Genomic DNA, 17,587 nt, shown 5'->3' on the forward strand with positions numbered 1-17,587 from the left:
CCCCCTAGCTGAACGTGATGGTGATCGCGCCGCCGCTGAGACTGAGGTAGTCGCGGCTGCCGCTCGCGTAGATCGCGAGCCCTTTCGCTGAGCCGGCCGCGAGCGCTGCTCGCCACGACGCCGGCAGCGTTGCCGTACCGGTCGCACCGACCGACAGCGACAGCAGTTCCTCGGGTCCGTCGCCGAGCGAGAGCTGCCCCGAGGGTGCTGAGCTGTAGTTGTGCAGGTACAGGTGAAGCGATCGCTTCGCGTTGACACCCGAACCCGTGCGCCGCGTGAACTTGACCGTCATCTTCGAGACGCTCTTGCCCGAGCACGCGTCGGCGATCTTCGAGCCGTAGAAGAATGCGCCGCGCCGGTCACCGCGCCCGGTCCAGTCGCCTTGAGTCGGATAAGAGGCGTAGTCATCCGGGCGGCCGCCGCGCCATGTGCCCGTGTCCGTCGGTGAGATCGTCACCGGTTTCGGTGCCCGTTCCGGGGGAGCGCTCGGGCTCGTGTCGGACTGTGAAGCGAGCTGGAAGTACAGCTCGACCTTTCCCTCGGCGTTCTTCCGGACGAAGGGAACGGTCGCCTGCTGCCATCCCGAACCGCTCGGCGCCGCCGTTCCCCAGGTCGCTGCCCGCACGACTTGCTCGTCGAGGGCGACCTCTTTCGAGAGCGCCTTGATCGTGTCCTCATCCAACGGGCCCGGGTCGGCGCCGAGTCGCCACATGACGACGGGCTTCGCCCCGAGCTTGACGGCGACCCAGTCGCCCGCGTTCCGGTTGCGGTAGGCGTCGGCACACTGCACGTCGATCAGCAGCGCCCCGGACACCGACACGTTCACGCCCGTGTCGGTGACGTCGACGACCTCGCCCGACACGATCCCCGACCCGGTCGTCGCGCCCTTCGCGAGTGCGAGATCTTCCCCGAGAGCGCGCGCTGCCTCGCTGGTCAATTCACCCTCCGGGCGGTCGTCCTGGTCGTGCAGCTCATCGAGGCGCCGCCGAGGCTGTACGAGAGAGAGTCGATGATGTGGCGTTGCCACTCGTCGGGGCGCACCTCGACCTCGACGACGTCGCCGGGCTCGAGCCCGGGGTGACAGATCGAGGTGAAAGAGATCGTCGACTGCACGCCGAGCGAGTCGGCGAGCTTCGCCCGACCGACCGTGTCCGCTTGCGCGGCCGAGGTGATCAGCGCCGACGAGTACCGCTCGACGCGCAGCCGCACCCATGGCATGCCGAGGCGCTGCGGGGCGAGGGGGTCGTCGATCGGGTCGGGCCCGGCGTACGTGACGCTCGCCGGGTTGTCGTCCCACACGAACAACGGGCCGACCGCGGCCGCGCCGTCGCCGGCGTCGCCCGAGATCACCCAGACGTTCACGAGCCCCTCGGCCGACTCGCGCTCGGCCGGCTTGACCAGGGCGACGCCGTACGGGATGCGCCAGACGACCGGGTCGTCGAGGGTTGGCACCGGTGCCATGGTCGGGATGCCCCGGGCGTCACAGAAGAACTCAGCGCCGATCGCCGCGGCGATCCCTGTTGAGTTGCCCGAGCTGTCGGTGCCCGAGCTGAGCGCTTGCCAACGATCCTCGTCGACGACGAACTGCGGCACTGCGGTGTCGGGGTCGACGCCCGGCCGCCATGACACGGGCAGCCCGGGAAGCGCCTCGCCGACGAGCGCCGGCACGATCGCCCCTGCGGTGTCCGCGGTGATCGTCCGGGCGACGGGGAACTTCGCGCCCCTGATCGAGTCCTCGAGCCCGAGCAGATCGACCGAGGCGCCGAGCGTCGTGCGCTCGACGCCGTCGACGACGTACACCCCTGCCGGCACCCAATACGGGTCCATGCGCGGGCCCGCGATCCCCTGCCACAGCCGTACTTGCGTGATCGCCGAGTTGATCCCGTTGCGGCCGCGGGGAACGCCGAGCAGCTCGGCCGAAGCGCTGTAGCGACACTCGGCGTTGCGGTCCCCGCGTACCTCGCTGTCGCCGACCTTCGCCGGTGTCCACGTGCGGCCGCCGTCGACCGACCACTCGGCCCGCCGCGGCCGCCGCGAGGCGCCGGTGATCGCCCGCTGCGCCTCGGGGGTGAGCGTCAGCATCAGGTGACGCCGTTCGTCGACAGCGACGCCCACGACGGGTACGAAGCGGCGACCGCGTCCCATGTGGTGAAGCTGTCGGCGACGACGTCCCACGACCAGCCCGGCAGCCGCATCGGCTGATCGGTCGTGTCCGGTCGTTCGACCGGGTCGATCGTCCAGCCGAACCGGTACCCCTCGCTGCTGCCGAGCTTGCCGGTCGGCGTCGGCCCGGTGATATCGCCGGGCACGTGAAAGCTGTCGGGGAAGTAGTACGCCGGCCGCGTCTGCGCGAGCAGCACGCCCGACCGCAGCAACGCGCGCATGCGGTCGACGTCCTCGGGCGCGACGTCGACAACGATCTGCACCGACTCGGCCGCGTGCTCGTCGTACGCGACCGCCCGGTACGGGCTGCCGGCGACGTCGGCCGAGTCTTGCCGGCCGGCCGCCGTCGCCCCCGACCAGTCGACGAGCATCGCGCGCATGGACAGCGCCGGCTCGTCGAGCGACTTGATCCACAGATCGCGATCGTCGCCCGGCTCGGGCGCCGGCACGGTGACGGCGACGCTCGACGACGGGCCCGTGCTGCCGTCGGCGTAGAGCGCTGTCGCGGTGTAGACGACGCCGACGCCGAGGGGCGCCTCGGCGTCGTATGCCGTGCCGGCGCCCTCGACCGCCCATGCCGTGTCGCCGCTGCGCACGGCGACCGGCACGGCTGCGGCCGGGTCCTGTCGGACGATCCGAACGCGCATCACCTCGGCGGCGTCGGCGAGCGGCGCGTCGCCGGCGGAGTAGTCCACCGACAGCACGACGCCCGCCCACAGTGGATCGACGATCGCGGCGAACCACCCGTCGGGAGAGGCGACGCGAGTCGGCCGAGTGATCTGCGGCGCCGTCGGGTCGACGATCATCGGCATAGGGTTACCTCCGTTTCACGCCGGCCCGGCTGCGCGAGCGGGCACCGGTCATTCCGGCGTCGACTCGGGTGTCGACATAGGCGTCGAGCTGCGTCCCGTCCGCGAGGACGAGCGCGAGCTGTTGCCCGTGCTGGAGCCCGGCCGCGGTGTCCGTCGACTGCGTCGAGGCGACCGGGACCGGGACCGCGGCGGCCGCCATGCGCACGGCGGTCGCGTTGATCTCGGGGAGCGAGCGCACCATGCCGCCGACCAGACCGGCGCCGACCAGATCGCCGACCCGTTCCGTCTCGCGGCTCGGCGAGTGAATGTCGAGCCGCTTCTCGATCGAGTCGACGAGCACGTCGCCGAGCTTGGTCATCTGCTTTTGCAGCGCGCTCTCTTGCGCCTTGAGCCCGGTAAGGAATCCCTTACCGGCCGCGACGCCGCTGTCGTACATGGCGTCGCTCATGTAGTTGCCGTACGACGTCGACAACTTGGCGCCGCTCGCGGCGAGCGCGTTGAGCTTCTTCACGTCGCCCGCGGTCGCGCCCGAAACGAGCTGCGCGAGATTGCTGTCGGGACCGGCCGCGACGAGCTGCTGAATGAGGCTCTGTGAAACGCCCTTCTTCTGCGCAGCCTTGATCTGCGACTCGAAGCTCTTGAGCGACGACTGCCGCGACTGCATGCCCGAGATCAGGTCGCCGACCGACGAGACCTCGCCCAGACTCGACAACGACATGTAGTCGGCGGCGCTCTTCTTCTGGTCGGCCGCTGCCTGCTTCGCCGTCTCGATCTTCGAGGCGACGCTGTCGCGCTGCTTCGCGAGCGACTGCAACTTGCTCGAGGTCTTGCCGACCTGAGCGGCGAGCGCCTTACCCGCCTTGCCGGTCTTCCGCAAATCATCGGCGAGCGCCTTCGACGCCGACGCGATCGAGCTCGCCGAACCGGTGAGCGACTTCGTGAACGCCTTGAGGTCGCCGGGCACTTCCTTGCGTGCCGCCTTCGCGGGGGTCGTGCCCTTCGCGAACCCTCGCAGGGCGCCGAGCCCCGCCATCATGCCGAGCGACGTGCGGTTGTCGTAGACCGTCTCGCCGCCCTTGAAGCGGACGAGCTCGGGACCCGCTTCGCCCACCCATGCGAGCTCGCCGGCCTTCGGCTGCCCGCCCGACGCGTACCCGCCGGCTCGGTTGTACGCGGCCGACAGCGATCCGTACCTCGACAACGCGTACCGCATGCTCGCGTACACGTTGGCGAGCGGGTCGTAAATGCCCCTCGAGCGCAGCGATCCGGCGTACGCGTTGAACGTCGACCCGATCGTCTGCATGAGCCCGCGCGACGGGTCGCCGTTCTTCGCGTTGACGTCCCAATTGTTGATCGCGCGCGGGTTGCCGCCCGACTCCTGATTCATGCGGCGCAACACGGTGTTGAGCAGTGACGCCGGTTGCCCGACCATCTTGAGCGCCTGCAAAACGACGCTCGTCCAGCGCTTCACGCCCGACCCGCCGACGTCGCCCGAGCCGCCCCCGAAGTCGAGGAACTTCGATACGAGCGACTTGATCCCGTCGACTGCCATCTTCGGGACGGCGGCGACCGCCTTGCCGAACACACCTCCGCTGATCCCGCCGAGCTTCGACAGGATCGGCCGGAAGATCGCGCCCATGGCCTTGCTCGGGTCAGTCAGGAAGTCGGCCGCCGACTTGATCGCGCCGCCGACCGCCTTCGCCCCGCCGACGACCTTGTCGACCGCGGACGAGCCCCAACCCTTGAGAGTCCCGATCACGCCGCCATCGGCCATGAGTTGCGTGCCGGCGGCCGCGTGCAGCGCGAGCGCGCGCTTGCGGTACCGCGGGTCGGTCGGGATCACGTACTCGGGGTGAGCCGGGTTCCCCTCGCCGACGATCGCGGTCGGCGAGTTGTAGATGCCCGGCTCGGGCCCGAGGGTGCCGCCCTTCGCGAGTAGCTTGACCTTCTTCAGCTTGTGCTGATCGAGCCCGACCCAACCCGCGATGGAATTCCAGGCACGCAGCAGACCGTCGTTCCAAACCGTCCCCAACACGAAGTTAACGGGCGTTTTGGCGGCGCCTTCGATCCCCTTCCAGCTCTTCGCGACAGCGTCTCGCGCCGTCGCGAAGCTGTCGCCGATGGTGCCAACTCCCGACCGCAGCGCCGCAAATACGGGCTTGATCCCGCCGCGCCAGATCGAGCCGATCGCCGACGACGCCCCCGACATGGCCGGCTGAATGGCGTTGCGGTACAGCCACGAGAACGCCGGGCCGAGGGTGCTGCGCAGGAAGCTGCCGATCGGCCGCAGCACGGCCATAACGCCGGCACCCGCGGCCGAGACGGCGCCGCTGATCCCGGACATGGCCGGACGGATCGCGTTGTTGTACGCCCACGAGAACGCGAGCCCGAACACCTTGCGGACGACCGCGGCGCCGACCTCGAGGATCGGGCCGATGATCGACCATGCGACCGACACGGCCGTGCGGATGCCCGACAGCGCCGGCGACACGGCGTTCTGCCACAGCCACATGAACCCGGCGCCGACCGCCGTTGCCACGGTGGCAACACCGCGGCCGAAGGACACGACGGCGCCGACCGTCGCAGAGAGCCACCCGATCGCCGTGCCGAGCACGGAGAACACGGCCGAGAACACCGGGCCGATCAGGTTGAGCAGTACGGGGACGACGAACCCGACGACCTTCGCCGCCATGACGCCGAGCCACGACGCGACGGTCGCGACGACCGAGATCACCGGCTGCGCCCGGTCGACGAGCTCGCCGAGCTTCGCGCCGAGCATCTGCGCGGCAGGAACCGCGCGCTGCTGTATGAACGACGAGACGCTGCTGATGATCGGCCCGAGCGCGGTAGCGAGCGCCGAGTAGACGCGCATCGCGGCGGGCCAGACGGTCCCGACCAGGATCGCGCCGACCTTCGACAGCAGTCCCCAGGTAACCGACAGGGCGGTACCGAGGGCGCCGCCCAGGGCGGGCACGAGCCGGCCCGAGACGACCGACCAGACGCCCGACAGAGCGGGCAGCAGCGTCCCGGTAACCGTGCTGCCGAGCGTCGAGAACGCCGGGGCGAGAGTGTCGCGCACCTCGCTGCCGGCGGTCGTCAGTGCCGAGGTGACCGCCGAGACTGCGCCGCTGTTCTCGAAGGTCGAGAACAGTCGCCCGGCGACGTCGCTTACCGCGCCGAAGGCAGGAGCAACGACGCGCGTGACGACCGAGCCGGCCTTTTCCAGCGGCGGCAGCACGTACCCGCCGATGAACGTCACGAGCTTCTGCATCGCGCCGCGTTTGAACGCCTCGATCTTGCTCGCGGCGTTGTCGTGCAGCGTGTCGCCCATCTTCTGAGCGGCGCCGCCGACCTTGCCGAGGGCGTCCTCGGCCTTGCTCGGGTCGAGGGCGAACAGGCTTTGCTGTAGGTCCTCGGCCTTCGTGCCGAAGAGCGCGACGGCAGCCTGCGACCGCTTGACCGGGTCGGGGATCTTCCGCAGCCGGTCGAGGACGGTGTCGAGCGCCTTGCCTGCGGCGGGCCCGCCCTTCGCGAAGGTCTGCGCCATCTCGTCGGCCGACAGACCGATCGCGTCGAACCCCTGCTTTGTGGTCTTCGAGCCGTCCTTCGCCCTGATCGCGAACTCTTTGAGGGCGTCCGCGACCGTGTCACTGTCCCTCGCGCCGGCCTTGAGTCCCTGCGTGAGCAGCCCGATCGACTGCGCACCGGTCAGACCGAGGTCGCGGAACTGAGTGCTGTACTCGTTGAGGGTGTCGAGCAGATCTTCGGATTTGTCCGCACCGGTCTGGAACCCGCGGGTCAACAGGTCGAACGCCTGCTTACCGTCCTTCGCGAGCCCGTTGCGGATCATCTGTCCGGCAGCCTTCGCCGACTCGGTCACGTCGGCGTCGAAGGTGTCGGAGAGGTTCAACGCGCTCTTGCTGAGCGCCGCAAGATCCTTCTTCGGGGCGTTGACCGCGGCGACGCCGTTCTGCGCGAGGCTCTTGAGACTGTCGTTGACCTGCTCGACGCTCTCGCCGTAGCCCTTCGCGTAGACCGAGCCCGACACCTTGCCGAGCCGGGCCGACTCCTTCTCGCTGAGCCCGAGTTGAGCGGCGAGCTTGTCGCCGCTCTTTTCCTGCTCGAGGGCGTCGCCGAACCCCTTCGCGAACAGAGCAGCCCCGGCGACCGCGACGCCGGCGAGCCCGGCCTTGAGCTTGCCGCCGATGCCGCCGAGGATGCCGTCGCCCGCACCTCGACCGGCCCGGCCGCCGGCGTCGTTCATGGGTTCGGCGACGGCCGTGCGCAGCCGGCCCTCTTGCCGGCTCATCTGCCGGTCAAGCTCGGGTCCGAAGCGGCTCATCTCCGGGACGATCGACACGTATCCGACGCCGACCTCGACCGGCATGCGGGATCACCCCCCGGGGATGAGCTGTTGCGTGATGCGCACGTACGCGTCTCGGGCTGTCGCCCGGCGCTCGTCCTCGGCCGCGGCCTGGTCGTCGGGCAGCGGGTCGCCCGGCCGCCAACCCGGCTCGGGCAGCGGCAGCGGGTTGGGGTACTTCTTCGGGTCGCGGTGCGCGTTGGCGAATTGCGTCACGAGCAGCGCGAGCAGATCGGCCGTGTCCTGCGCGGCGAAGTCGACGTGCTGCCAGTCGTGACCGCGCTTCGCGCGCGCGGTCGCCGAGTCGGGCGGCAGATGCTCGACCATGACGCGCAGCAGCCGCAGCGTGATCTCGCCGCGCCAGAACGCCGCGAGGGGACCGCCCCGGCCGTAGCCCGGGTACCGTGCGATCAGGTCCGCCTCGACGGCCTCGGGCTCGTCCCCGAGGACGTCGAGCACGGTGTAGGCGAGCGGCTCGTCGAGCTCGTCGAGCTCGGCGTCGCCGTCCTCGCCTACCTCTTGGTAGGGCGGTGCCGGCCGAGGGTGTCCTGCATCTCAGACCGCGCGGCGACGTAGACCAGCATCAGCGTGTTCGCCTCGCCGCCGCTCTTCACGAAGTCGTCGTAACTCTCGCCGAGCAGAACGCGCGCCTTGCCGGTGTCGCCCTCGGCGGCGTCGATCGCGCGAGCGGTGTCGTCGTCGGTGAAGAGCGGGTGCGGGAACGTGAACACCTTCCCGTCGTCCGTCTCGACCTCGACGAGCTCGCCGCCGACCGCTTCGGAGTACGACCGCTTGACGGCCGACAGCTTGTAACGGGCCTTGTTGGGCTTCGACATGATCGTGCTCTCTTCCTCGGGTGAGCTGCGGGTGAGCATGCGAAGGGCGAGGGACGGAGGGGCTCACCCAGAACCGCCGTCCCTCGCCCGTCTGTGGGGGTCCGTCACGGGGCGGCGAGCGCGCGCCAGCCCGGACCGTCGACCCATTCCTTCTCGGCTGTCTTGAGCACCGGATCGCGGTACGCCTGCACGGTGACGGGCCACTGCGTCTCAGTCGACCGGGCCCACTGCTGATCGTCCTTCGAGGTGACCCGGGCCTTCGGGTAGTGCTTGACGATGTAGATCTCGCCGCCGTCGTCGCCGTAGTCGACGCCGATGAAAAGCAGCCGGTAGTACGGGACCTTCGGCACGGCCGGGCGCGTCATTGCCCACGCTTCGCCGATCGCCGGCAGCGCGCCGGTACCCGACAGGGGAAGCCCCTTGTACATGGACACGGTCGCCGCGTTCGTCTCCTGCGGCACGTACTGCCCGGTCAGCACCTCGCTTTCGACGTCCGACCGGGTCGGCTCGGTCGACTGCGACGACGTCGTGTCGGCCATGGACAGATCGGCTGTGAAAGTGAGTCCATCGTCCGACGTGTAGCCCACCGGGACGTAACCGGTCGGCAGCGCGACGAGCGCGCCGGTCGCCGAGTCGAAGGGAGAGGCGACCGCGGCCGCGGAGTAGTCCGCGGCATAGATCACCTGCATGAGCTGCTTGCGGATCAAGTTGTTCCGCAGCCCGTCGTCGAGGACGGGCGGCGTCGGTGTGGTCATGGTCCCTCCATGGAGAAACCCCCGGCCGCCGGACGGTCCGAGGGTGCGGTCGGGGGCGGGTGAGTCCTGATCAGGCGAGGCGCTTGCCCCGCAGAGACACCTCGACTGCGAAGGCGTACCGCGGCGACGACGTCTCGGGGTCGGGCAGCTCGTTGGGCCCGCCGACCTCGGCGACGTCGTACGCGGCCGCGCCCCGCCATCCGGGGATCGCGAGCAGCAGCGCGCGCGTGATCTGCATCAGGTCGTGTGCCGCTTCGTCGTCGTCGCCCCACGCGTGCACGTCGAGCCGCGGCCGGTCGGTGACGACGTCGAGCCGGGCGCCGCCGATGCGCTTCACGCGGACGAAGGCGGCCGGCCGGGGGTTCGGTACGCGGGTGACGACGCGCACCGGCTGCCCGTGCGCGGCGAGCTCTTCCCGTAGATAGGTGGCGACGAGCTCGGCGGCGTCCGGGAACACGATCGGCGCCGGCATCAGTCGACGCCCCTCGCACCGTCCAGACCGCGCAGCAGCGCCTCGCGCGACACCTCGGGGTCGGCGGTCGAGTAGTCACCGATCACCGCGGCGCGCACGCGGTGCTCTTCGGTCTGCACGTCGACGCGAAACAGCCCGTCGGCCGAGCTCGCCGCGGCGGCCGCGGACTCTGTCGCCCGTGCCTTCCGCTCGATCAGCCGGCGCGTCTCGGGCGCCTTGAGAAACGTCGCGATGTTCGCCCGGTTGGGCCGGAACGACGGTCGAGCCATGATCACCCCTCGACTGTCTTGAGCCGTATCTCGAAGTGGTGCAGCTCGCTCGGCTCGTACGCCGGGCCCGGCGGTCCGATCACCTCGAAGTCGAGCCCGCCCCAATGCACGCGCGCTTCGCCGCGCACCGTGAGCGGGTTGCCGTCGACGTCGACCGGGTTGCAGATCATGAGCCATTCGCCGATCTGCGCGTTCCGTCCGTCGGTGTCCTCGGCGCCGGTGTTCTGCTGCATCCATGCGTTGACCGCGGTATGCGTCGACGCCGACCAGTCGTCGACGTCGTTGCCGTACCGGTCGGTCTTCCGGCCGGGCTGCTCGACGTCGACCAGGTGCGGCAGCAGATCGTCGCCGATCACCACACACCACCGGCCCAGAAACCGGCGGACGGGTCCGGCGAGCTGTGCGGCCACGGGTCCCGGCGCCAACCCGGCAGCCCGTCGTCGCGCAGCCCTACGGAGTACGCGGCGTCGGCGTCCGGGTCGTCGAGCGTCTCGGGCTGCAACAGAGCGATCTCGTCCGACGTGAGGTACAGACCGCCGTTCTCGCCGAGCGTCTCGGCGTACTGCCCGATCGACCTCTGCCGGTACCCGCCCGGGTTGGCCATGACCCGGCGCGCAACGGCGACCGCGATCGCCTTGAGCGTCGCCGGGTCCGGCTCGTACCCGTCCGGGATATGCCGGCGCATCAGCGCCGACGCGTCGTCGAGGTACGCCTCGACCTGCGAGCGCTTCGCCCCGGTGAGAGAGACGGCGGCGCGAGCTTCGTAGTCCTCGACGGTCGCGTACGCCGCCATGCCTCTACTCCTCTCGCGGCACGACGCCGGCCGCCTCGCTCGCCGCGATGATCTGCTCGCGGGTCGCGTCCTGGTCGACGTCGACGCCCTTGCGCGCGGCGAAGTCGCGCCATACCTCGACGCCCGACCCCTTGCCCGTCCGCGGGGGTGCCTCGAGCGTGTCGCCCGTGCCCGCGGGCGAGGTCGCCTCGGCCTGCGAAGAGTCGGCCGGCTCGACGTCGCCCCACGCCTTCGGGTTCGTGATCTGCTTCCGGGCCCACGCCGGGACGTCCTCGCCGGGACCGAAGGCCACCGAGCGGCCGCCGAGGTCCCGCACGTGCACGTACGCGACGAGCTGCTTCGTGCTGCTCATGCGATCACCCCTCTCAGGCGACGTCGGCACAGAACGTCAGGTCGGGGTTCGCCAATACCGGCAGACCGATCGCGGCTGCCTTCGTCCACAGCGCCGGCGGGTCGTCGTCCTTGTAGACGCCCGAGACGATGCCCGGCTCTTCGCCGTCCTCGATCCCGTAATCGCCGTCGAGCGACTCGGCGGTCGTGCCCCACAGAGTGGCGCCGAGGTCGGTCGACTCGGGGTCGTTCGCGTCGCCCGCGGCGGGCAGCAGCAGCACCCGGTCGTCGGGGATCACGCGGGTCGTGACGCCGCCCACGCGCACGCGCGCTTCGTACGTCGAGATCGGCGGCAGCCCGTACGCCCGAAGTACCTCGTTGATCGAAGAGATCGAGACGACCGAAGGCTGCGAGACGCCGCCGGCGTACACCAGGGCGCGCAGCTCGTCGTTCCGCATCATCAGCGCGACGACCCGCTCGCTCGTCAGGATCGCGCCGGGCGCCTCGCCGTTGCTGTCGACGTACACCGCCTTCCACGCGAGCAGATCAGCGAGGATCTCGGCGGCCGGGTCGGTCCACGCGACGGACGGTACGACCGTGTGCGCACCCTTGCGGCCGAAGTCGACGGTCGCAATCACGCCGTTCTCGGCGAGCTCGAGCTTGCCCTTGTACAGCGCTTCGCCGCGGGCGAGCTCCATACGCGCGGACACCGCCCGCGTCATGCGCAGCCCGTCGCGCATCAGCGCGTTGCGCACCTGTCCGTCGAGCCGGCGCTGCCGCAGCCGGTCGTACTCGCCGAGCCTGATCTTGCGGGAGATCGGCGGGAGCTCGCCGGTCACGCGCTTGATGCCCGGCCGCGATGCGATCGGCGACTCGGCGTCGTACGACCGGAACGTCGCCGCCTCGACCAGTCCCTCGCCGCCGCTCGTGAAGCGGTACTCGAGATCGTCGATCGCGTTGTTCGGCAGCCACCGGGCGAGCGTGAACTGATTCGCCGCGAGGTCGGCCGCACCCGCTCGCACGTAGCCGGTGAGCTCGGCGGGGGTGATGTAGTCAGCATTGATCAGCATGGGTGATCACCCCTCTCAGAAGAACTTGATGTAGCCGGCGACGTCGGTCTTTCCGGCGGCGTCGACGGGCCGAGGCAGCTTGGCCTCGACGACCGCGCCGTGCCAGAAGAGCGCGCCCTGCGGGTCGACCGTGTTGACGGACGGCGCCGAGACGGCGGTGAACAGGAACCCGGCGAGCACCTCGCGCCCGTCGGCCGCCGTGTTGTCGTAGGGCCCGTACAGCCCCGTCGCGGTGATCTTGCCCAGGGGCAGACCGCTCGGGAAGTAGCCGTTCGGGTAGTGGGTCGCCGGCACGAACGCCGACGTGTCGAGGGTGAGCGGCTTCGCGGTGTCCGTACCGTGCGCGGACGCGAGCCACGACTGATCGTCTTGACCGAAGGTCTCGGTCACGGGTGCAAGGTTCATCGGGGAGACTCCCGGTGTCAGGTGTTGGTCTTCTTGCCGTGCTTCTCGGCCCACAGGTCACGGCCGGCTGCGACGCTGCTCTGCCGCTTGCGGCTCGAGCGGCCGCCGCGCGCGCCCTGGTCGAACCCTCGGCGGTCGCCGTTGCCCCGGCGGCCGCGGCGCGTGTCGCGCTCGTCGTCGCCTTCGTCGTCGTCGCCGTCGTCCTTGTCGGACTGCTTCGGGGCGAGCTTGTCGACGAGCTCGGCGATCGCGTCGTCGTCGACCTCGCCGTCGTCGTCGACGTACTTCGACAGGTTGATCTCGTCGACGACGTCCTGCGGGTTGGCGATCCGGCCCTTCGCGGCCGCGAGGAATGCCGACTTCGCGATGCGCTCGCCGCCCTTTACGCGCTCTTCGGCGCGTGCCGCGGCGACTGCCGCCTCGGTGTCGCTCATGCCCTCGCGCTTCAGCTTGGCGAGCTCGTCCGCGGCACCCTTGTTCTTCTTCGCGCGGTCCTCCCACTTGCGGGAAGCCTCGAGCCGGGCCTTGATCTGCCCGGGGTTGAGCCCCTCGGCCTTCCAGCCCTTGACGATCTCTGACCAGTCGTCGCCGTCGTCGTCCGTGTCGGACCCGTCGCCGTCGTCGTCCTGGTCGTCACCTTCGTCGCCGTCGCCGTCCCCGTCATCGGGGGCGCCGCCGAGGATCGGCCACACCGGGTACAGCTCGCCGGCGTTCTCGCCCTGATGCGGGCGAGCCTTACGCCAACCAACGGCGAGCAGCCCGGTACGGGCATGACGGGGCAGAGTGCGCGTGCGCATGGTGGTGTCTCCCGTGTCGGGTGAGGGTGAGCGATTGGTGCGCCGTGTCGGCGCGTCAGTCCGTGTCGACGACGTCGGTCGGCCCGACGTCCTTCGGCCCGGTGAACTCATGACGGCGCACGGCCAACAACGGGCCGATCTCGCCGTGTTCGCGGGTGATGATGATCTCGCGGTAGTCGGGCGCTCGCCCGCCGCGGTCCGACTGCCCGACGGTGCGCGCGATCGCGTCGTGCGCGTCCTCGAGCAGCCGCTCGTCGATGATCTGCCCGGGGTCCCGGTCGCCCGGGATCGGCACCGGCTTGCAGTGGCAGCCCGGGTGAATCGGCATCAACTTCTCGACCCGGTACCGCTGCGTCGACGCGAGCACGCACAACGCGCAGTTCTTCGACCCCGACAGCCGGCGCCGGTAGAACTTCGCCCGGCTGCGCCGCATGCTCTGCCGCGCGGCGTGCGTGCGAGCGAGCTGCAAATCGGTGTCGGTGACCGACCGCAGCCGATTGCGGCCGAGCCCGACCGCCTCGGTCATGTCGCGCCCTTCGCCGAGGGCGGTCCACACCGTGGCGAACGGCCGGGCGTACACCTCGGCCGCCGGCACCCCGCGCAGGTCGTCGGCGAGCTTCACGCCGGCCGGCGCCGCGGCGCCGCCGAACATGTCGGCGACCATGGTCGCGAGGTAGGCGTCGGTGAGCGCGCCGATCTGTTGCTGCGCGCCGAGGACAACGGGCAGCACTTGCTCGACGAACCCGGCGGCGTCGGCGTCCCGGTAGTTGCCGAGGGACTCGAAGGCGCCGAGGACGAAGGCGAGCAGCCGCTCGCGCAGTCGGCCCGTGATCGCGTCGTACTGCTGCGAGAGCGCCTCTTGCACGGCCTCGCTCATGCGGCGTTACCCGTTCCGGTCCCGGCGGCCGGGTCGGTCCCGGTGCCCGCGGCCGCGCCGGGCTGCTGCGTCGGCAGCAGCGAAGCGCCGAGCAGCGCGTCGGCCGCGGCGCCGGCAGCGATCCGGCGTACGCGCTGCGGCGACTCGCCCATGTCCTCGGCGAGCACGGCGAGCGGGTAGCCGATCGCCTTCTTCTTCGTCGCGGCGTCGGCGAGTACGGCCGGGTTGAGCTGCCTCGGGTCGGCCCAACGCACCTCGGCCTCGGTGAAGTCGCGCTCGACGCCGGCCTGCGCGGCGCACAGAGTCATGACGTCCTCGAGCGCCTCGCCGAAGAACGACATGTGTTCGCCGACCTTCGCGAGGTGCAGCACGTCGAGCGCCTGCACCGTGTCGGCGCCGATGTTGATCAGGTCGGTCGCGAAGTAGTACGCGGGGGTGTTGCTGATCAACAGAAGGTTGCGTATGTCCGCTTCGTGTTCCTTGAGGAACCCCGACAGGTCGGTCGCGTCGAGCTGCCCGAACTTGACGTTTTCGCCCTCGCTCGCCCACACCGCGGACGGGCTCGGAACGAAGGGCTGCTCGACGACCTCGAGCCCGGTCATCGGGTCCGTGCGCTTCCGGAACTTGTGACCGGTGACGTACTTCTGCCGGAACGCCGCATAGCGGCCGGCGGTCATCCGGTTGAGTACGCCGAGGTTGAGCCGGTCCTGAATGTCGATCACGCCGGCGAATTCCGGTTCGGGGTCCTCGCCGAGGTCGGGCCGACACGGGAAGTCGACCATCGGCAGCGCGCCGAGGTCGTGCTCTGTCTCGTCGCCGTCGCGCTCCCATGCCTGCCGCCCCCACGGCAGCCGGCCGGGCCCGCGCTGCTTCGTCACGTACCGCACGAGCCGGTCGGGGAGATACACCGTGGCGCGGCCGACCCGGGCGACGTCGTCGTACCAAGCCTTGAGCCCGGCGCGGCGCTCGCCGGTCGCCGGGTCGTGCTCGACGATGCACTCGCTCGGTGACTCGGCCGTGATGAGCGGCGCCGGCCGACCGTTCTCTTCGGTCTGCCGCGGGTGCGGTCCGACGATCATGTACCCGACCGACTGCGACAGGGCGACCCGGTACACCTGCTTCTGCCGGCTGTCGAGCCGGTTGAGCTGCCACCACCGGGCGGCGTCGTCGTCCGGGTTCCCCTCGCCGTCGGTGATCCCGAGGGCGCGCAGTCGGTGCACGGGCGCGTTCGCCACGGTGCCCAGGAAGTTAGTCCGCGACTTCCGCTGAAACTCGCGGAACGCCTCGCCGACGTTCCGCGGCAGCTCGGGCAACTTGTGGTTGCCCTTGTACTCGTCCCACCAGTAATCGAGCTGCGGCTGTCGGTCCCGCAGTTGACGCCCGAGGCGCAGCAGCCACCAGTCGGGAGACTCGGTCTCGTCGCTCAGCACGTCGCCCCCTCTCGGGCTGTCAGAACGTGAACCCGCCCATCGGCTCGGCCTTTTCGGCGAGCCCCTGCGCGACCGCTTGCGACCGAGCCTCGAACGCGAGGATCGAGGCGACCGCGGCGTCGATCTTCCGGGGGGAGTCGGGGTTTTCCTTCATGATCTGTATGCCGGTACGCCCCTCGCGGCGCCGGGCGTTGAGGAAATGCCGGGTCAGTGCGTACGACCCGTCATAGGTCATCTCGCGCTCGAGGATCGCGTCGAGTAGGCGCTGCGTTGCCCGCACGATCTGTATCGCGCGGCCGCCGGTCATCCACCACTCGACGGGGTGTGTGCGGCTCGCCTTGACCTCGAGCCGGTTGCCGTACCGCGCTTCCCAACCCATCACGTGCTCTTGCCACTTCGCCGGGTCGGCGTAGAACCCGACGACGTTGAACCGTGCGAAGGCGTCCTCGACCGCGGCGAGTACCTCGGCTTTCGGCACCTCCCAGTTCTCACCCGCGGCGCCGGCCGGTTGCTCCCACACCCCGAGCTCGAAGAGGTGACCGTCGCTCACGCGGCAGCCGATCAGCGCCGTCGCGTCCGTAACTTTTCGCGAGCGCTTCCTCGACCCGTCGAACCCGAGCGTGATCATCTCGCCGTCGGCGACGACCTTGTCGAGGTCGCTCACGGCAATGAGCTCGGGCTCGGCGAGCCACGCGTCGGCGGCCGCCTCGGCGAGGTTGAAGAAGTACCGCCGGCTGTCCGAAGGCGAGTTGCGCGGGTCGAAGATCTCGTTCACGAGCCGGTCGAGATCCATCACGCCGGCGAAGTCGCCGTACGACTCGACGAGCGACTCGCGCACCGCGCACTCGTCGGTGAGGTCGACGCCCTCGAACCCGGACCGGTGATCGAAGAGCAGCCGAGCCGTGCGTGTCTTTCCCTCGCGAATGAGCTTCGCGTACAGGTGCGTCTCTTCGGCGACGCTGCCGGCGCCCGGCGCGTACATCGTCGACGTCTCGAGCGACCAGGGCGAGGCGTCCTTACGCTTGCCCAGGTTGCGGCGCACCGTGTCGTACATGCGCCGCAGCTCGGGCAGCACGTACAGGTGAGTCTCGTCGAACACGACGAAGCTCTCTTTACCGCCGTCCTTCGCAGCGTTGGACGCCGTCGACGGGACGATCTCGCCGCCGTCGGGAAGGATGATCCGGGTCACGCCCGCGGCGTCGCCGGGCAAGTCCTCGCCGAGCGGCCCGTCGGTGAGATTGAAGAGGACGTTGTCGTACGTGTTGCCGGCCTGGCTTTCCTCCGTGGCCAGACAGCGAATGAACGGGTACGTGACCGGGCGCCCCATCGGTTCGCCCGGCTCATAGACGTACTCGAAGTCGCGCCACCGGTAGACCTCGCCGCCCTCGGCGAACCCCGCGAACCGGCATGGGCCGAACGCCTCGAAGAGCACGAACCGCCCGGCGGTCCCCGACTTGTCGCGCCCCTTCGCCCGACTGAAGAACGCCGAGTCGTACAGCCGGCGCCCGGACCCGTCGAGGGCGTAGGCGTCAACCGTGAGGGCGGCGAGCTCGTCGTCGAGCGGGATGCCGTCGGGGTCGTCCGGGTCGAGCGGCCGGCCTTGAATGTCGCCGGGCCCGTGAACGCAGAAATGCTCTTTCCACGCGAGGGCGAGCCACCCTAGCGAGCGGTGTCGGTCATGCTCCGGTGCGCGGACAAGCTCACGGGGCATCGGTCGTCAGCCGGGCCCGACGCTCCGACAGCCGCGTGACCGGGCGCGGCCGCGACGTTTCGCCCTGCGCGGCCGGCTCGTCCTCGGCCTGGTCGTCCTCGAGCGGAACGTACCGGATGCGGAGATCACGCCGGGCGTCGAGGGTCGTGCCGAGCACGCGCTCGCGCTGCCGCAGCTCGCCGGCGAGCCGGACGTCGCCGGCGAACACGGCGTCGGCGACGAGCGCCGTCGTCACGGCGTACTGCCAGTCGGCATCCGACCACAGCACACAGTGCGGCATGGAAGCGATGCGGTCCCACCACTTCGCCGTGAGGGACTGCAACGGCTGCATCTCGGATTGCCGGCCGAGCTCGCGGTCGGTCCACTCGACCCGCCGGGCCCGCGGCAGCTTCGGCCGCTCGCCGTCGTACGGCTGGTCGACGACGGTGATCCAGTCGTGCACCGCGGCGACTCGGTTGCGCTTCGGCCCGTCCTTCGGCTTGCGCCCCGTGACTGCCATCGGTC

General features: G+C 70.2%; 19 protein-coding genes. All 19 read right to left on the reverse strand.

Annotated elements, in window-relative coordinates; genetic code table 11:
- Nucleotides 1-4: 4 nt before the first annotated feature.
- The 19 genes from OG331_RS31910 to OG331_RS32000 all read right to left on the reverse strand — a co-directional run bounded on the left by OG331_RS31910 (nt 5) and on the right by OG331_RS32000 (nt 17,582).
- A complete protein-coding gene (locus OG331_RS31910) occupies nt 5-937 on the reverse strand; it encodes a hypothetical protein (protein ID WP_406202574.1) in 933 nt (310 codons plus the stop codon).
- Nucleotides 934-2,145 carry a phage tail protein gene (locus OG331_RS31915; RefSeq protein WP_406202576.1) on the reverse strand — a complete coding sequence of 404 codons (1,212 nt, stop codon included), beginning with the start codon at nt 2,143-2,145 and terminating at the stop codon, nt 934-936. The genes OG331_RS31910 and OG331_RS31915 overlap by 4 nt, the downstream gene beginning before the upstream one ends.
- Entirely contained in the window at nt 2,082-2,975 is an 894-nt protein-coding gene (locus tag OG331_RS31920; RefSeq protein WP_406202578.1) for a hypothetical protein, read from the reverse strand. Before OG331_RS31920 ends, OG331_RS31915 begins: the two co-directional genes overlap by 64 nt.
- Before the next feature lie 4 nt (nt 2,976-2,979).
- Nucleotides 2,980-7,362: a phage tail tape measure protein gene (locus OG331_RS31925; protein ID WP_406202580.1), complete on the reverse strand. Its 4,383-nt coding sequence runs from the start codon at nt 7,360-7,362 to the stop codon at nt 2,980-2,982.
- Nucleotides 7,363-7,368: 6 nt separating this feature from the next.
- On the reverse strand, nt 7,369-7,797 hold the full coding sequence (locus OG331_RS31930; RefSeq protein ID WP_406202582.1) for a hypothetical protein: 429 nt from the start codon (nt 7,795-7,797) through the stop codon (nt 7,369-7,371).
- A 53-nt stretch (nt 7,798-7,850) separates the two neighbouring features.
- Nucleotides 7,851-8,174 (reverse strand): hypothetical protein, encoded by a 324-nt coding sequence (locus OG331_RS31935; protein WP_406202584.1) that lies wholly within the window; start codon nt 8,172-8,174, stop codon nt 7,851-7,853.
- Nucleotides 8,175-8,278: 104 nt separating this feature from the next.
- Nucleotides 8,279-8,929: a phage tail protein gene (locus OG331_RS31940; RefSeq protein WP_406202586.1), complete on the reverse strand. Its 651-nt coding sequence runs from the start codon at nt 8,927-8,929 to the stop codon at nt 8,279-8,281.
- Nucleotides 8,930-8,999: 70 nt separating this feature from the next.
- Nucleotides 9,000-9,401: a hypothetical protein gene (locus OG331_RS31945; RefSeq protein WP_406202588.1), complete on the reverse strand. Its 402-nt coding sequence runs from the start codon at nt 9,399-9,401 to the stop codon at nt 9,000-9,002.
- Nucleotides 9,401-9,670, reverse strand: coding sequence for a hypothetical protein (locus OG331_RS31950; protein ID WP_406202590.1), 270 nt, complete (start codon nt 9,668-9,670; stop codon nt 9,401-9,403). Before OG331_RS31950 ends, OG331_RS31945 begins: the two co-directional genes overlap by 1 nt.
- Before the next feature lie 2 nt (nt 9,671-9,672).
- Complete coding sequence (locus tag OG331_RS31955; protein WP_406202592.1) at nt 9,673-10,026, reverse strand: hypothetical protein; 354 nt, start codon at nt 10,024-10,026, stop codon at nt 9,673-9,675.
- Nucleotides 10,023-10,463, reverse strand: coding sequence for a hypothetical protein (locus tag OG331_RS31960; RefSeq protein WP_406202594.1), 441 nt, complete (start codon nt 10,461-10,463; stop codon nt 10,023-10,025). Before OG331_RS31960 ends, OG331_RS31955 begins: the two co-directional genes overlap by 4 nt.
- A gap of 4 nt (nt 10,464-10,467) precedes the next feature.
- Nucleotides 10,468-10,815, reverse strand: coding sequence for a hypothetical protein (locus tag OG331_RS31965; protein WP_406202596.1), 348 nt, complete (start codon nt 10,813-10,815; stop codon nt 10,468-10,470).
- Between the two features lie 13 nt (nt 10,816-10,828).
- The gene (locus tag OG331_RS31970) at nt 10,829-11,863 is read right to left on the reverse strand and encodes a major capsid protein (RefSeq protein WP_406202598.1); all 1,035 of its coding nucleotides are present in this window, start codon (nt 11,861-11,863) and stop codon (nt 10,829-10,831) included.
- A gap of 15 nt (nt 11,864-11,878) precedes the next feature.
- Nucleotides 11,879-12,253, reverse strand: a complete 375-nt coding sequence (locus OG331_RS31975; protein ID WP_406202600.1) for a head decoration protein — start codon at nt 12,251-12,253, stop codon at nt 11,879-11,881.
- Nucleotides 12,254-12,285: 32 nt separating this feature from the next.
- Entirely contained in the window at nt 12,286-13,065 is a 780-nt protein-coding gene (locus OG331_RS31980; RefSeq protein WP_406202602.1) for a hypothetical protein, read from the reverse strand.
- 55 nt (nt 13,066-13,120) lie between these two features.
- Nucleotides 13,121-13,942 carry a hypothetical protein gene (locus tag OG331_RS31985; protein ID WP_406202604.1) on the reverse strand — a complete coding sequence of 274 codons (822 nt, stop codon included), beginning with the start codon at nt 13,940-13,942 and terminating at the stop codon, nt 13,121-13,123.
- Nucleotides 13,939-15,372, reverse strand: coding sequence for a phage portal protein (locus OG331_RS31990; protein WP_406202606.1), 1,434 nt, complete (start codon nt 15,370-15,372; stop codon nt 13,939-13,941). Before OG331_RS31990 ends, OG331_RS31985 begins: the two co-directional genes overlap by 4 nt.
- A gap of 19 nt (nt 15,373-15,391) precedes the next feature.
- The gene (locus OG331_RS31995; protein ID WP_406202608.1) at nt 15,392-17,083 is read right to left on the reverse strand and encodes a Terminase; all 1,692 of its coding nucleotides are present in this window, start codon (nt 17,081-17,083) and stop codon (nt 15,392-15,394) included.
- Nucleotides 17,073-17,582 carry a hypothetical protein gene (locus OG331_RS32000; RefSeq protein WP_406202610.1) on the reverse strand — a complete coding sequence of 170 codons (510 nt, stop codon included), beginning with the start codon at nt 17,580-17,582 and terminating at the stop codon, nt 17,073-17,075. The genes OG331_RS31995 and OG331_RS32000 overlap by 11 nt, the downstream gene beginning before the upstream one ends.
- Nucleotides 17,583-17,587: the final 5 nt, after the last annotated feature.

Origin of the sequence: Streptomyces sp. NBC_01017, from assembly GCF_045162795.1 — a bacterium.
Taxonomy (GTDB): Bacteria; Actinomycetota; Actinomycetes; order Streptomycetales; family Streptomycetaceae; genus Streptomyces; species Streptomyces machairae.

What these genes read in the sequence shown, in the direction of transcription:
- OG331_RS31915 (WP_406202576.1), bottom strand. Translation starts at nt 2,145, where the DNA reads ATGGGACGCGGTCGCCGCTTCGTACCCGTCGTGGGCGTCGCTGTCGAC.
- OG331_RS31920 (WP_406202578.1), bottom strand. Translation starts at nt 2,975, where the DNA reads ATGCCGATGATCGTCGACCCGACGGCGCCGCAGATCACTCGGCCGACT.
- OG331_RS31925 (WP_406202580.1), bottom strand. Translation starts at nt 7,362, where the DNA reads ATGCCGGTCGAGGTCGGCGTCGGATACGTGTCGATCGTCCCGGAGATG.
- OG331_RS31935 (WP_406202584.1), bottom strand. Translation starts at nt 8,174, where the DNA reads ATGTCGAAGCCCAACAAGGCCCGTTACAAGCTGTCGGCCGTCAAGCGG.
- OG331_RS31940 (WP_406202586.1), bottom strand. Translation starts at nt 8,929, where the DNA reads ATGACCACACCGACGCCGCCCGTCCTCGACGACGGGCTGCGGAACAAC.
- OG331_RS31945 (WP_406202588.1), bottom strand. Translation starts at nt 9,401, where the DNA reads ATGCCGGCGCCGATCGTGTTCCCGGACGCCGCCGAGCTCGTCGCCACC.
- OG331_RS31950 (WP_406202590.1), bottom strand. Translation starts at nt 9,670, where the DNA reads ATGGCTCGACCGTCGTTCCGGCCCAACCGGGCGAACATCGCGACGTTT.
- OG331_RS31960 (WP_406202594.1), bottom strand. Translation starts at nt 10,463, where the DNA reads ATGGCGGCGTACGCGACCGTCGAGGACTACGAAGCTCGCGCCGCCGTC.
- OG331_RS31965 (WP_406202596.1), bottom strand. Translation starts at nt 10,815, where the DNA reads ATGAGCAGCACGAAGCAGCTCGTCGCGTACGTGCACGTGCGGGACCTC.
- OG331_RS31970 (WP_406202598.1), bottom strand. Translation starts at nt 11,863, where the DNA reads ATGCTGATCAATGCTGACTACATCACCCCCGCCGAGCTCACCGGCTAC.
- OG331_RS31980 (WP_406202602.1), bottom strand. Translation starts at nt 13,065, where the DNA reads ATGCGCACGCGCACTCTGCCCCGTCATGCCCGTACCGGGCTGCTCGCC.
- OG331_RS31985 (WP_406202604.1), bottom strand. Translation starts at nt 13,942, where the DNA reads ATGAGCGAGGCCGTGCAAGAGGCGCTCTCGCAGCAGTACGACGCGATC.
- OG331_RS31995 (WP_406202608.1), bottom strand. Translation starts at nt 17,083, where the DNA reads ATGCCCCGTGAGCTTGTCCGCGCACCGGAGCATGACCGACACCGCTCG.
- OG331_RS32000 (WP_406202610.1), bottom strand. Translation starts at nt 17,582, where the DNA reads ATGGCAGTCACGGGGCGCAAGCCGAAGGACGGGCCGAAGCGCAACCGA.